This is a genomic window from Mycolicibacterium sp. XJ1819, assembly GCF_053483675.1.
The window spans coordinates 306297-319145 of the sequence record NZ_JBEFST010000001.1 but is presented as its reverse complement, the minus strand read 5'-3'; the positions used below and the strand labels follow the sequence as shown (position 1 = coordinate 319145).

Sequence of the window (12849 nt, the reverse complement as noted above, 5' to 3'; positions counted from 1 at the left end):
CGCCTTGCGTCCGCAAGCGCGCACCGCTGCCCGGGGGCCCGCCGGATAAGCTCGGCCCCATGACCGAACCGACCCGCTGGGAGTACTCCACCGTTCCGTTGTTGACGCACGCGACCAAACAGATCCTCGACCAGTGGGGCGAGGACGGCTGGGAACTGGTGTCCGTGCTGCCGGGGCCGACGGGGGAGCAGCACGTCGCCTATCTGAAACGGCCGAAGTGAGCACTTCGGCCAGACTCGCCGAACTGGGCATCGAGCTGCCGGAGCTGGTGCCGCCGCTGGCCGCCTATGTGCCCGCGGTACGCACCGGGAACCTGGTGTTCACGGCGGGTCAGCTGCCGATGGCGGCGGGCAGCCTGGCGCGGACCGGCAAGATCGGCGCCGACGTCACGCCCGAGGACGGCAAGGCGCTGGCCCGGTTGTGTGCGCTCAACGCGCTGGCCGCCGTGCACGCGCTGGTCGGCATCGACACGGTGACCCGGGTGGTCAAGGTGGTCGGCTTCGTCGCCTCCGCGCCCGGGTTCAACGGGCAACCCGGCATCGTCAACGGTGCCTCGGAGCTGCTCGGCGAGGTGTTCGGCGAGGCCGGTGCGCACGCCCGCTCGGCGGTCGGGGTGTCCGAGTTGCCGCTGGACGCACCGGTGGAGGTGGAGCTGGTGGTGGAGATCGCGTGACGCTCGAGCACCCGGCGTATGGGCAGTTGCGCCCGGTGACCGACACCGCGTCGGTGCTGCTCTGCGACAACCCCGGCCCGCTGACGCTGGAGGGGACCAACACCTGGGTGCTGAGCGGACCCGGCAGCGACGAGATGGTGATCGTCGACCCGGGACCCGACGACGACGAACACATCGCGAAGATCGCCGAACTCGGCAAGATCCCGCTGGTGCTGATCAGCCACAAACACGAAGACCACACCGACGCCATCGACAAGGTCGTCGAGCGCACCGGCGCGGTGGTGCGCTCGGTGGGCAGCGGCTTTCTGCGCGGTCTCGGCGGCCCGCTGACCGACGGTGAGGTGATCGACGCCGCCGGGCTGCGCATCACGGTGATGGCGACGCCGGGCCACACCGCCGATTCGGTGTCCTTCCTGCTCGACGACGCGGTGCTGACCGCCGACACCGTGCTGGGCCGCGGCACCACCGTCATCGACAAGGAAGACGGCAGCCTGCGCGACTATCTCGATTCACTACAGCGGCTGCGTGCTCTCGGCGGCCGAATGGTGCTCCCGGGCCACGGCCCGCACCTCGCGGACCTGGCGGCCGTCAGCGATATGTACCTGGCGCACCGCCAGCAGCGACTCGATCAGGTCCGCGACGCCGTGCAATCGCTCGGCGAGGACGCGACCGCGCGCCAGATCGTCGAGCACGTCTACACCGACGTCGACGAAAAGCTATGGGACGCAGCCGAATGGAGCGTGCAGGCCCAGCTGGACTACCTAAGCAGCTAGCGATTTCGGCGTGGCTGGTTGCGCCCGGCGCGACCCAGCACGCCGAAATCACCGGGCGCGGCGGGCCAGGCGCTCGGAGTCGGAGATCAGAACGCTCTTGCCCTCCAGCCGGATCCAGCCGCGATGGGCGAAATCGGCGAGCGCCTTGTTGACGGTCTCGCGCGACGCGCCGACCAGCTGAGCGATCTCCTCCTGCGTCAGGTCGTGCGTCACGCGCAGCGCGCCGCCCTCCTGCGTGCCGAACCGCTGAGCGAGCTGCAGCAGCTGCTTGGCCACCCGGCCGGGCACGTCGGTGAAGATCAGGTCGGCCAGGTTGTTGTTGGTCCGACGCAACCGGCGGGCCAGTACCCGCAGCAGTTGCTCGGCGATCTCGGGCCGGTCGGATATCCAGGCCCGCAGCGCGTCGCGGTCCATCGACACCGCACGCACGTCGGTGATCGTCGTCGCGCTCGACGTGCGGGGGCCCGGGTCGAAGATCGACAACTCACCGAACATGTCCGAGGGCCCCATGATGGTCAGCAGGTTCTCCCGGCCGTCCGGAGAGCGCCTGCCGATCTTCACCTTGCCGGCCACGATGATGTACAGCCGGTCGCCGGGTTCACCTTCGGCGAAAATGGTGTGCCCGCGCGGAAAATCGACAGGCTGCAATTGCTTGGTCAGCGCGGTGACGGCGCTGGGTTCGACCCCCTGGAAGATTCCGGCCCTCGCCAGGATCTCGTCCACGTTGCCCCTCTTAAGCTCTTGGGTGATATGACATGCGCAAGCTGACCTCTTACTGGTAAGCGAGATCAGTCTAGAGGTATCTCAGACGCGACCAGCCCACGCTACACACGATTCGCGTGGCGAGTCGGCCGAAACTCAGTATTCGTCTGATGCCGGACGCTCAGGCGTGCTGGCAAACCCGTGCTAGATCGGTCGGTGCTGACCGTGCGCGAACTCTTGTGCCGCTCGGCCAAGCGTTGCTGAAGGCCGTCCAGGGCGGGGCTCATCCCGTCGCGCGCCAGCTTGGAGACGTCGGCGGCCTCCGCCTGGTTCAGGAAGCCGGCGACGTCGGTGACCGACACCGTGTCGCGGCTGAGGCTGGCTTCGAGTCGCTGCAACCCGAAGGCCGCCAACATCAGCAACCCCGGAATGAGCGCGACGAGCAACCACGACACAAGGCTGAAGTAAACACGGCGAAGGTCTCAGCGAGATCACGAATCGCCACCGGTCCGCAGCCGCCGTGCCCACCGGCGTCACAGACCGTGGCTACGCTGAGTGCCGTGACCGTGGGTGACACCTCGGCGGAGCAGCCCGCCCCAGCCAAACCGGCCAAGCGCGCCCGCAAATGGGACAACGAGACGCGCCTGGGTCTCGTCCGCCGCGCGCGCCGGATGAACCGCACCCTGGCGCAAGCTTTTCCGCACGTCTATTGCGAGCTGGACTTCACCAACCCGCTGGAGTTGACGGTCGCGACCATCCTGTCGGCGCAAAGCACCGACAAGCGGGTGAACCTGACGACGCCTGCGCTGTTCAAGAAATACCGCACCGCGCGCGACTACGCGCAGGCCGACCGCGCCGAACTCGAGGAACTCATCCGCCCGACCGGCTTCTACCGCAACAAGACGACTGCGCTGATCCGGCTCGGGCAGGAACTCGTCGAGCGGTTCGACGGCGAGGTGCCCGCGACGATGGAGGAGCTCGTCACGCTGCCCGGGGTCGGCCGCAAGACCGCCAACGTCATCCTCGGAAACGCGTTCGGCGTGCCGGGCATCACCGTCGACACCCACTTCGGCAGGTTGGTCAGGCGTTGGCGCTGGACCGCCGAGGAGGATCCGGTCAAGGTCGAGCACGCGGTCGGCGAGCTCATCGAGCGCCGCGAGTGGACCGACCTGAGCCACCGGGTGATCTTCCACGGCCGGCGGGTCTGCCACGCCCGCAAACCCGCCTGCGGTGTCTGCGTGCTCGCCAACGACTGCCCGTCGTTCGGCCTCGGACCCACCGATCCGTTGCTGGCCGCGCCGCTGGTCAAGGGTCCCGAACGGGAGCACCTGCTGGCGCTGGCCGGTCTGTAAGGGTCGCCCGCACCCATGAGCGTCTCGACCCGGTGGACCGTCGCGGTGCTGGTCGTACTCACCGCGCTCGGGGTGGCGTTGTGGCTGGAGCTCGGCGATGACGGGTCGGCGCCCGGATCCGCCGAGCAGACCTCCGCACGGGATCGCCGCGACGCCGACACCGCCGAGGCGCTGGCCGGGCCGCGGGCGCGCGCGGAACTCCAGCCCTGCCCACCGGCCGGGGCCGGAGCGGGTCCCGAGGCCCTGCGGGGCATCGTGCTGGAATGCGCGGGCGACGGGTCGCGGGTCGACGTCGCCGAGGCGCTGGCGGGCCGGACGGTGGTGCTCAACCTGTGGGCCTACTGGTGTGGTCCGTGCACCCAGGAACTGCCCGCCATGGCCGAATACCAGCGACGGGTCGGCCACGACGTGACCGTGCTGACAGTGCATCAGGACGAGAACGAGACCGCGGCGCTGCTGCGGCTTTCCGAGCTGGGGGTGCACCTGCCGACGTTGCAGGACGGGCGCAGGCAGATCGCGGCCGCATTGCAGGTGCCCAACGTGATGCCCGCGACGGTGGTCCTGCGCGCGGACGGTAGCGTTGCCGAAATCCTGCCGAGGTCGTTCACCACCGCTGAGGAGATCGCCGCAGCGGTGGAGCCACAGTTAGGAGAGCCGGGGTGAGCTGGGCCAGCCAGGGCAGCCATCGGCTGGCCCCCGACGTGGCCCCGCCCTGGCTCAAACCCCTCGTCGACAACGTCGATCACGTGCCGCAGGTGTATCGGCGACGGGTGCCTCCCGAGATGCTGGCTCTGATGGCGGCGGCCGGGGATTCGACAAAACCCCGGCGCGATGCCGCGGTGCTGGTGTTGTTCTCCGGCCCGCCCGACGCGCCACCGGGGGCGCTGCCCGACGACGCCGACCTGTTGGTCACCGTCCGGGCCTCCACGCTGCGCCACCACGCAGGTCAGGCCGCCTTCCCCGGCGGCGCGGCCGACCCCGACGACCAGGGGCCGGTGCACACCGCGTTGCGCGAGGCCACCGAGGAGACCGGTATCGAGACGACCCGGCTGCATCCGCTCAGCACGCTTGAGCAGATGTTCATCCCGCCGTCCGGTTTTCACGTGGTGCCGGTGCTGGCGTACGCCGCCGACCCTGGCCCCGTCGCCGTCGTCGACCCCTCCGAGACCGCACACGTCACCCGTGTCCCGGTGCGGGCGTTCACCAATCCGGAGAACCGGATCATGGTGTACCGCAAGGACAATGGCCGACGCTACGCGGGGCCGGCGTTCCTGCTCAACGAGATGCTGGTGTGGGGTTTCACCGGCCAGGTGATCGCGGCGATGCTCGGCGTCGCCGGGTGGGCGGTGCCGTGGGACACCGACGACATCCGCGAACTCGAGGACGCAATGGCGCTCGTCGGCGGGGCTTCCGACTACGGTGAAACCCAATCATGACTTCGTCGCAGTGGCTCGACCTCGCCGTCATCGCGGTCGCCTTCGTGGCTGCCATCTCGGGGTGGCGCTCGGGTGCGCTGGGTTCGCTGCTGTCGTTCGTCGGCGTGGTGCTCGGCGCGGTGGCCGGGGTGCTGCTGGCCCCGCACGTGGTGGTGCACATCGACGGGCCCCGCACCAAGCTGTTCGTCACGCTGTTTCTGATCCTCGCGCTGGTGGTCGTCGGCGAGATCGCCGGCGTGGTGCTGGGCCGCGCGGTGCGCGGCGCGATCCGCAACCCCGCCATGCGGGCCTTCGACTCGACGGTCGGGGTGGCGCTGCAGATCGTCGCCGTGCTGGTGGCCGCCTGGATGCTGACCTATCCGCTGCAATCGTCCGACCAGCCGGACCTGGCCGCGGCGGTGCGCGGTTCCAAGGTGCTCAAAGAGGTCAACGACGCCGCGCCGAGCTGGTTGCGGTCGGTGCCCGCGCGGCTTTCGGCGCTGCTCGACACCTCCGGCCTGCCCGACGTGCTCCAGCCGTTCGGCCGTACGCCGATCGTGGCCGTCGACGTCCCCAACGCAGCGTTGGCCGCCGACCCCGTGGTGGCCGCGACGCGCCCCAGCGTGGTCAAGATCCGCGGTGTCGCGCCGGGCTGCCACAAGGTGCTCGAGGGCAGCGGTTTCGTCGTGGCTCCCAACCGGGTGATGTCGAACGCCCACGTGGTGGCCGGTGCGGAGAGTGCGACCGTGGAGGTCGACGGGCAGAGCTACGACGCGATCGTGGTGTCCTACGACCCCCAGGCCGACATCTCGATCCTCGACGTGCCGAACCTGCCTTCGGCGCCGCTGACCTTCACCGACGCGCCCGCCGAGACCGGCACCGACGCCGTGGTCATGGGCTATCCCGGTGGTGGGGATTTCGTGGCCACCCCGGCGCGGATCCGCGAGATCATCGAGCTCAACGGGCCGGACATCTATCGGACCTCCACCGTGACACGTGAGGTCTACACGATCAGAGGCAGTGTGCGCCAAGGAAATTCGGGTGGTCCGATGATTGACCCGAGTGGCCGGGTGCTGGGCGTGGTCTTCGGCGCGGCGGTCGACGACGCCGACACCGGGTTCGTGCTGACCGCCGACGAGGTCCGCCGCCAGCTGATGCAGGTGGGCAACTCCGAGCGCGTGCCGACCGGAGCCTGCGTCACCTGATCAGCGGCCGTAGACCTCCGCAAGGAACCGGGTCAGCTGCTCGTTGACCACGCCGGGTGCCTCCTCGTGGCCGAAATGCCCTGCGCCATCGATGGATACGAAGCGGCCGTGCGGGGCATAGCGCTGGGTGCGATCGACCGGGTCGGCCAGCACGTACGGATCGGCGTCGCCGCGCAGATGCAGGACGGGCACGTTGAACGGCCGATTCATCGATTGCATGAACCGGCGGCCCTCGCCGCGGAACTGGCTGCGCACCGCCCAGCGCTGATACTCCAGCGCCGAATGGGCCGCCGAGGGAATCTGGATGGCTCGTCGCAGGTGTCCGATGGTCTCGGAGAAGTCTTCGGAGCCAACCCATTTGCGGCCGGCCCGGCTGCGCACCAGGCGTTCCAGTTCGGCGGCGTTGCGACGGGTCAACACGCGTTCGGGCCACATCGGCAGCTGATAGCGCAACAGCCACGGCAGCAGCGCCAGCCCCTGATCGCGCCGGGTCAGCGCCGAGGCGCGCAGCGCGGCCGGATGCGGGGAGCTGACCACGGCGATGGCTCGGACCGCGCGTCGATGCAACACCGCGGTGGCCCAGCACACCAGCCCGCCGTCGGCGTGGCCGACCAGTGTCGCGGTCTGGTGGCCCAGCGCGCGCACCAGGCCGGCGGTGTCACCGGCCAGGGTCCAGCCGTCGTATCCGCGCGGGGGTTTGTCGCTGCCGCCGTAGCCCCGCAGGTCCACGGCCACCACCCGGGCGCCGGTCAGGCCACGCAGTTGGTGGCGCCACGACCACCAGAACGAGCCGAACCCGTGCAGCAAGATGACCAAGGGCAGCTCGGCCACCGCGGCGTCCGCGCCGGTCCGGTTCGCTTCCACGACATGGAAGCGAATCCCGTTGGCGTGCACCTCCAGATGGCGCCACGGGCCGTCGATGCGCACCACCGATGGACTGGGCGGCAAAGTCATGTCATCGCCGGCGCGGCCCCGCGCGCCACTACCAGCCCGACGGGTCCGAGGTCGGCGCCGGCTTACCGTCGGTCGGCACCAGCGCCTTCTCGGGCTTGTCATGACCCGGCGTCAACGCCTCCCGGGTCTCCTTGACCGACTCGATGGTCTGCTGCGGGCCTCGGATGCGGCGCACCTTGAGGTAGCCGAGCAGGGCGAACACCGCGGTGACCACGACCATGATGCCGAACACGATCAAAAACGCCGCCCACCGCCAGATCCAGGTGTCGAGTAGTTCGGCGAGAAAGAAGAAAAAGAAGAACGTCGAGTAGAACAGCACCACCAACGCCAGGACGAAGAAGACGCTGCCGGTGAGCCCCTTCTTCACGTCGCGGGTGATCTCCGCCTTGGCCAACTCGACCTCGGCGCGCACCAGAGTCGACACCTGTGCGGTGGCGTCCTTGACGAGGTCACCCAGGGACGGATCGGGCTTCGGCGCGTGCGGATCGACCAGCGGAATCGAGGTCACGGTGGTCGGCACGCCATTCCTGCGATCGCTCACGGACAGTTCCTCCACGCTCGTCGATGTCGCTCGTCAATGTCGTTTCAATGTCGTTGCGGTTCATGTTGCCATGTGGCGTGCGCCTAAACGATCCCCGGCCGACGATAGACTGAGCATGTTCTTTGACCGCGGGTCGGGCACGTCGACGGGAGTTGTTCAGTTGAGAACCATCGCCCGATGCCTGCAGGTTCTCGCAGCAGTCGCCGGGGCGGCCGTCTTGTCGTTGCCCACCGCCGCGCCGGCGCCGGCGGCCGACCCGGTGGTGCTCGGCGGTGGGTCGGGGCTGATCGTCAACGGCGAGACGATGTGCACGCTGACCGCGATCGGTAACGACAACCGCGGCAACCTGATCGGCTTCACCTCCGCACACTGCGGTGGTCCGGGCGCACAGGTCGCCGCGGAGGGGGCCGAGGCCGCGGGGGTGGTCGGCACGATGGTCGCTGGCAACGACGCCCTGGACTACGCGGTGATCCAGTTCGATCCGCAGAAGGTCCGGCCGACCAACAACGTCAACGGATTTCAGATCGACGGCCTCGGGGCCGACCCCAGCGTCGGCGACATCGCGTGCAAGCTGGGCCGCACCACCGGATATTCGTGCGGTGTGACATGGGGCCGCGGCGAGGAACCGGGCACCATCGTCAACCAGGTGTGCGGGCAGCCTGGCGACTCCGGGGCACCCGTCACCGTCAACAACCGGCTGATCGGGATGATCCACGGTGCGTTCTCGGAGACCCTGCCGACGTGCATCATCAAGTACATCCCGCTGCACACGCCGGCCGTGACCGTCTCGATCAACGCCGTGCTCGCCGACATCACCGCCAAGAACCGTCCGGGCTCGGGCTTCGTCCCGGTCGGCGCGGGGCCGACCGCTTAGGCCTCGGGGGGCCCGGAGGTGGCTGCCCTGCTGGCGCGGATGGCCTCGAACACGTTGGGGTCCACCAACGTCGACGTGTCGCCGAGCTCGCGTCCTTCGGCGACGTCGCGCAGCAGGCGGCGCATGATCTTTCCGCTGCGGGTCTTGGGCAGTTCGGGCACCACGTGGATGTCGCGGGGTTTGGCGATCGGGGAGATCTCGCGGGAGACCTCGGCGCGCAGTTCGTCGACCATGTCGTCGCTCTGCTTGTTCGCCGCGGCCGCCTCCAGGATCACGAAGGCGCAGATCGCCTGACCGGTCTGCGCATCGCTGGCGCCGACCACTGCGGCCTCGGCGACATGCGCGTGGCCGACGAGGGCCGATTCCACCTCGGCGGTCGAAATGCGGTGCCCGGACACGTTCATCACGTCATCGATGCGGCCCAGCACCCAGATGTCGCCGTCGGCGTCGTAGCGGGCGCCGTCACCGGCGAAGTACCACCCCTGGGATTCGAACCGCTTCCAGTAGGTGTCCTTGTAGCGTTCCGGGTCCTTCCAGATGCCGCGCAGCATCGCCGGCCAGGGCTGGTCGAGGACCAGATAGCCGGTGACCGGGTCGCCGTCGGGCGGGCTGGGCGGAATGCGGTCGCCGTCGTCGTCTACGATCTGGGCCGAGATCCCCGGCAGCGGAGTCATCGCCGCGCCCGGCTTGGCCGCGGTCACCCCGGGCAGCGGGGAGATCATGATGGCCCCGGTCTCGGTCTGCCACCAGGTGTCCACCACCGGTGTCCGGTCGCCGCCGATCACCTTGCGATACCAGCGCCAAGCCTCCGGGTTGATCGGCTCGCCGACCGATCCGAGCAGGCGCAGGCTGGACAGATCGTGGGCGTCGGGAATCTGGCGACCCCACTTCATGAACGTGCGGATCAACGTCGGGGCCGTGTAATAGACCGTCACGCCGTACTTTTCGATGATCTCGAAGTGCCGATGCTCGTTGGGTGAGTTCGGGGTGCCCTCGTAGACCACCTGGGTGGCGCCGTTGGCCAATGGGCCGAACACGATGTAACTGTGGCCGGTGACCCACCCGATGTCGGCGGTGCACCAGTAGACGTCGGTCTCCGGTTTGGAGTCGAAGACGTAGTAGTGGGTGTAGGCCGCCTGGGTCAGAAAGCCGCCGGTGGTGTGGATGATGCCCTTGGGCTTGCCGGTGGTACCCGACGTGTAGAGCAGAAACAGCGGGTGCTCGGAGTCGAAGGCCTCGGGCGTGTGCTCGCTCGACGCGCGGTCGACGATGTCGTGCCACCACAGGTCGCGGCCCTCGGTCCAGGGCACATCGATACCGGTGCGCTCCACCACCACGACGTGCTGCACCGACGGCTGGCCCTGCACCGCCTGATCGGCGCCCTCCTTCAACGAGACCGCCTTACCGCGGCGGTACTGCCCGTCGGTGGTGATGACCAACTTGGCCTCGGCGTCGCCGATGCGGGCGGCCAGCGCCGACGCCGAGAAGCCGGCGAAGACCACCGAATGCAGCACGCCCAGTCGCGCGCAGGCCAGCATCGCGATGATCGCCTCGGGGACCATCGGCATGTAGATGGCGACGCGGTCGCCGGCGGTCAATCCCAGTTCGGTGAACGCGTTGGCGGCCTTACAGACCTCGTCCTTGAGCTGCGCGTAGGTCAGCGCGTGCGAGTCGTCGACGGGTTCGCCCTCCCAGTACAGCGCGACCCGGTCGCCGTTTCCGGCCTCGACGTGGCGGTCCACGCAGTTGTAGGCCACGTTGAGCTTGCCGCCGACAAACCACTTGGCGAACGGCGCGTCCGACCAGTCCAGCACCTCGGTGAACGGGGTCTGCCAAGACAGTCGGTTGGCCTGTTCGCCCCAGAACGCCAGGCGATCCTGCTCTGCCTCGCGATACATCTCCTCGGTCGCGTTGGAGCTCGCCGCGAACTCCTCGGACGGGGGGTAGACGGACGGAACTTCGGTGTGGGTCTCGGACATACCTGTGAGCCTAATCACCGGCCGGTGTCCGTGACCGCGGGATGCCGCCCCGGCGTTGTGGGGCGCGTGCGTGCCGAGATCGGATGCCGGGCTAGCCTGCAGCCGTGACCGGTGGTGTGGAAAGCGGTGTCGATCCGCTGTCTCCGTTGGCGCGCCTGCCCGGGGTCGCGGAAGCCAGTGAGGAGGCCCGCGAAGCGCTCGGCCGCGCGCACCGACACCGGGCGAACCTGCGGGGCTGGCCGACGACGGCCGCGGAGGCCGCGGTCCGGGCGGCGCGTGCGTCGTCGGTGCTCGACGGCGGCGCGTTGCAGCTGGCCGACGACGGCACGCCGGACCCGGTGCTGGCCGGCGCGTTGCGGGTCGCCGACGCGATGGAGGGCGGAACGACGTCGTTGATTGGGGTGTGGCGGCGGGCTCCGCTGCAGGCCATCGCCCGATTGCACGCGCTGGCGGCCGCCGACATCGCCGAGGACGACGGGCTCGGGCGGCCGCGCGCGGATGCCGACGTGGGGCGGCGGCTTGCGCTGCTGGCCGACATCGTCACCGGCGGCACGGGCGTGCCCGCGCCGGTGCTGGCCGCGGTGGTGCACGGTGAACTGCTCACGCTGGCGCCGTTCGGCACGGCCGACGGCGTGGTGGCGCGGGCGGCATCACGGTTGGTGACGATCACCAGCGGGCTCGACCCGCACGGGCTCGGGGTGCCGGAGGTGTACTGGATGCGTCGCTCGGGTGACTATCAGGCCGCGGCGCGGGGGTTCGCCTCGGGCACCGCCGAAGGGCTGACGGCCTGGCTGCTGCTGCAGTGCCGCGGACTGCACGAGGGCGCCCGGGAGGCGCTGTCGATCGCGCAGGGGTTCCTCGACCAGTAGGCCGGTAACACTCGGTTACACAAATGAAGCGGGCGACGTTCCGAATGGATCGGCTCGTCGCCCGCTAGCACGGACTCCGGTTACCAGGCGTGCTCCGGTGGGCTGCGTGGGTTGGCCTCGGCGTCTTGTCGATGCGCTACGACTGCAACCCCACCCAAAGGGTTGTCGGTGGGACAGACTCCCGTCGTCCGCTTCTCGCAATTACGCAGGCCCGCAACACTTCTGCCTATATGGCGGCTTGTGCTCCGCGTGGGTACCGGGACCCGTGCTGGGAGACCTGGTTCGGGAGTCCGAGCCTTCTCTTCCGACTCGGCCTTGGCCTCGCCTTGTCTCCGTGACTCCTTTGTACCCCGTGACCGCGGTCACATCAAGGCCCAACTTCGCCGCGTTGACGGATCGTTACCGCCGGTGGTGGCGACCGCCCGAAGACCGGGCTCAGAAAGCGAAGCGGCGCAGCAGTGAGTAGGTCAACGCACCGGCGGCCAACGCGCTCACCCCGACCGCTGCGGTGGTGGCGACCGCGGCCCCCGACGGCGCCGGAATCCGGTCGCGCAGTGAGACCGGTTTGGTGAAGGTGAGCACCGGCCACCCCCGCGCCGCGGCCTCCTTGCGCAGGGCGCGGTCCGGGTTCACCACCGTCGGATGACCGACGATTTCGAGCATCGGCAGGTCGGTGATCGAGTCGGAGTACGCGTAGCAGTGCTCGAGCGCATAGCCCTCGCGCGCGGCGAGTTGGCGGATCGCCTCGACCTTGCCCTCGCCGTAGCAGTAGAACGCGATCTCTCCGGTGTACTTACCGTCCTCGACGACCATGCGGGTGGCCATCGCATGGGTGGCGCCCACCGCTCGCGCGATCGGGGCCACGATCTCCTCGCCGGATGCCGAGACCACCACCACGTCGCGGCCGCACAGTTTGTGGTCGGCGATCAACTCCGCGGCCTCGGCGAACACCAATGGGTCGACGATGTCGTGCAGGGTCTCGCCGACGATGGACTTGATCTGTTCGACGTCCCATCCGGCGCACATGTTGGTGATGTAGGACCGCATGCGGTCCATCTGGTCGTGATCGGCGCCGGACATCAGAAAAAGGAACTGGGCGTAAGACGACTTCAAAACGGTCCGTCTGCTGATCAACCCCTGATCAAAAAAGGGTTTGCTGAAAGCGAGGGTGCTCGACTTTGCGATGACGGTCTTGTCGAGGTCGAAGAACGCGGCGGTACGAGGGGGTCCACCGGCCGGCGTGCCCGTGTCCGGTGCGCTCGACCCCGCCGCCCACTGGTCCGATGCGGTCACAACGCCAGCATAGGGGCCTCGGAGTGACATTTCGCGAGAGAGTGTACAAAATGGCAGTTCAAGACAGGTGCCGGTGGCCGCACCTTTGCGCCGACCAGCTGCTTTTCTTGGCAAGCAGGACTTGCCCGCGCCCCAACTGGCGTGTGTATAGTGGGCATCACTCGGCTTAGGCCGAGTGTGGATCAGCCCGACCCCCCGGGGCTGATACACGACGACCTC

At 68.9% G+C, this 12849-nt stretch carries 15 protein-coding genes; 9 read left to right on the top strand and 6 right to left on the bottom strand.

All coding sequences use genetic code 11. The annotated features are described in order from the left end of the window. Positions 1-59 precede the first annotated feature (59 nt). From ABQE89_RS01565 to ABQE89_RS01555, 3 genes are read left to right on the top strand one after another with little or no spacing between them, the layout of a single operon-like run. Complete coding sequence (locus tag ABQE89_RS01565; RefSeq protein ID WP_109747120.1) at positions 60-221, top strand: Sp36 family protein; 162 nt, start codon at positions 60-62, stop codon at positions 219-221. Continuing rightward, on the top strand, positions 218-673 hold the full coding sequence (locus tag ABQE89_RS01560) for a RidA family protein (protein ID WP_448413412.1): 456 nt from the start codon (positions 218-220) through the stop codon (positions 671-673). The genes ABQE89_RS01565 and ABQE89_RS01560 overlap by 4 nt, the downstream gene beginning before the upstream one ends. Continuing rightward, the gene (locus tag ABQE89_RS01555) at positions 670-1446 is read left to right on the top strand and encodes an MBL fold metallo-hydrolase (protein WP_448413410.1); all 777 of its coding nucleotides are present in this window, start codon (positions 670-672) and stop codon (positions 1444-1446) included. Before ABQE89_RS01560 ends, ABQE89_RS01555 begins: the two co-directional genes overlap by 4 nt. A gap of 48 nt (positions 1447-1494) precedes the next feature. Here ABQE89_RS01555 and crp read toward each other — a convergent pair whose 3' ends face one another. Then, entirely contained in the window at positions 1495-2169 is a 675-nt protein-coding gene (crp, locus tag ABQE89_RS01550) for a cAMP-activated global transcriptional regulator CRP (protein ID WP_448413408.1), read from the bottom strand. Between the two features lie 101 nt (positions 2170-2270). Then, positions 2271-2564: a hypothetical protein gene (locus tag ABQE89_RS01545; RefSeq protein WP_448413573.1), complete on the bottom strand. Its 294-nt coding sequence runs from the start codon at positions 2562-2564 to the stop codon at positions 2271-2273. Positions 2565-2708: 144 nt separating this feature from the next. Between ABQE89_RS01545 and nth the strand changes: the two genes are divergently transcribed. From nth to marP, 4 genes are read left to right on the top strand one after another with little or no spacing between them, the layout of a single operon-like run. Then, a complete protein-coding gene (gene nth / locus ABQE89_RS01540; protein ID WP_448413406.1) occupies positions 2709-3500 on the top strand; it encodes an endonuclease III in 792 nt (263 codons plus the stop codon). Positions 3501-3515: 15 nt separating this feature from the next. Next, a complete protein-coding gene (locus ABQE89_RS01535) occupies positions 3516-4163 on the top strand; it encodes a TlpA family protein disulfide reductase (protein WP_448413404.1) in 648 nt (215 codons plus the stop codon). Beyond that, positions 4160-4936 (top strand): NUDIX hydrolase, encoded by a 777-nt coding sequence (locus ABQE89_RS01530; protein WP_448413401.1) that lies wholly within the window; start codon positions 4160-4162, stop codon positions 4934-4936. The genes ABQE89_RS01535 and ABQE89_RS01530 overlap by 4 nt, the downstream gene beginning before the upstream one ends. Further along, complete coding sequence (marP, locus tag ABQE89_RS01525) at positions 4933-6120, top strand: acid resistance serine protease MarP (protein ID WP_448413399.1); 1188 nt, start codon at positions 4933-4935, stop codon at positions 6118-6120. Before ABQE89_RS01530 ends, marP begins: the two co-directional genes overlap by 4 nt. Here marP and ABQE89_RS01520 read toward each other — a convergent pair whose 3' ends face one another. Beyond that, a complete protein-coding gene (locus ABQE89_RS01520) occupies positions 6121-7074 on the bottom strand; it encodes an alpha/beta fold hydrolase (RefSeq protein WP_448413397.1) in 954 nt (317 codons plus the stop codon). Positions 7075-7102: 28 nt separating this feature from the next. Continuing rightward, positions 7103-7621: a phage holin family protein gene (locus tag ABQE89_RS01515; RefSeq protein WP_448413572.1), complete on the bottom strand. Its 519-nt coding sequence runs from the start codon at positions 7619-7621 to the stop codon at positions 7103-7105. Between the two features lie 109 nt (positions 7622-7730). On the opposite strand from ABQE89_RS01515, the gene ABQE89_RS01510 reads away from it, so the two are divergent. Continuing rightward, a complete protein-coding gene (locus ABQE89_RS01510) occupies positions 7731-8489 on the top strand; it encodes a chymotrypsin family serine protease (RefSeq protein WP_448413395.1) in 759 nt (252 codons plus the stop codon). On the opposite strand, the gene acs is transcribed toward ABQE89_RS01510, so the two are convergent. Beyond that, a complete protein-coding gene (gene acs / locus ABQE89_RS01505; protein WP_448413393.1) occupies positions 8486-10468 on the bottom strand; it encodes an acetate--CoA ligase in 1983 nt (660 codons plus the stop codon). The two genes, ABQE89_RS01510 and acs, sit on opposite strands and share 4 nt — an antisense overlap. A 116-nt stretch (positions 10469-10584) precedes the next feature. Here acs and ABQE89_RS01500 point away from each other — a divergent pair, with 116 nt between their 5' ends. After that, positions 10585-11337 carry a Fic family protein gene (locus ABQE89_RS01500; protein WP_448413570.1) on the top strand — a complete coding sequence of 251 codons (753 nt, stop codon included), beginning with the start codon at positions 10585-10587 and terminating at the stop codon, positions 11335-11337. Positions 11338-11772: 435 nt separating this feature from the next. Here the strand turns inward: ABQE89_RS01500 and ABQE89_RS01495 are convergent, their stop codons facing one another. After that, positions 11773-12630: an HAD-IB family hydrolase gene (locus ABQE89_RS01495; protein WP_448413391.1), complete on the bottom strand. Its 858-nt coding sequence runs from the start codon at positions 12628-12630 to the stop codon at positions 11773-11775. Positions 12631-12849: the final 219 nt, after the last annotated feature.

Coding starts and splice junctions, on each gene's coding strand:
- ABQE89_RS01565 (WP_109747120.1), top strand. CDS start 60: ATGACCGAACCGACCCGCTGGGAGTACTCCACCGTTCCGTTGTTGACG.
- ABQE89_RS01545 (WP_448413573.1), bottom strand. CDS start 2,564: ATGTTGGCGGCCTTCGGGTTGCAGCGACTCGAAGCCAGCCTCAGCCGC.
- ABQE89_RS01535 (WP_448413404.1), top strand. CDS start 3,516: ATGAGCGTCTCGACCCGGTGGACCGTCGCGGTGCTGGTCGTACTCACC.
- marP (WP_448413399.1), top strand. CDS start 4,933: ATGACTTCGTCGCAGTGGCTCGACCTCGCCGTCATCGCGGTCGCCTTC.
- ABQE89_RS01520 (WP_448413397.1), bottom strand. CDS start 7,074: ATGACTTTGCCGCCCAGTCCATCGGTGGTGCGCATCGACGGCCCGTGG.
- ABQE89_RS01510 (WP_448413395.1), top strand. CDS start 7,731: ATGTTCTTTGACCGCGGGTCGGGCACGTCGACGGGAGTTGTTCAGTTG.
- acs (WP_448413393.1), bottom strand. CDS start 10,468: ATGTCCGAGACCCACACCGAAGTTCCGTCCGTCTACCCCCCGTCCGAG.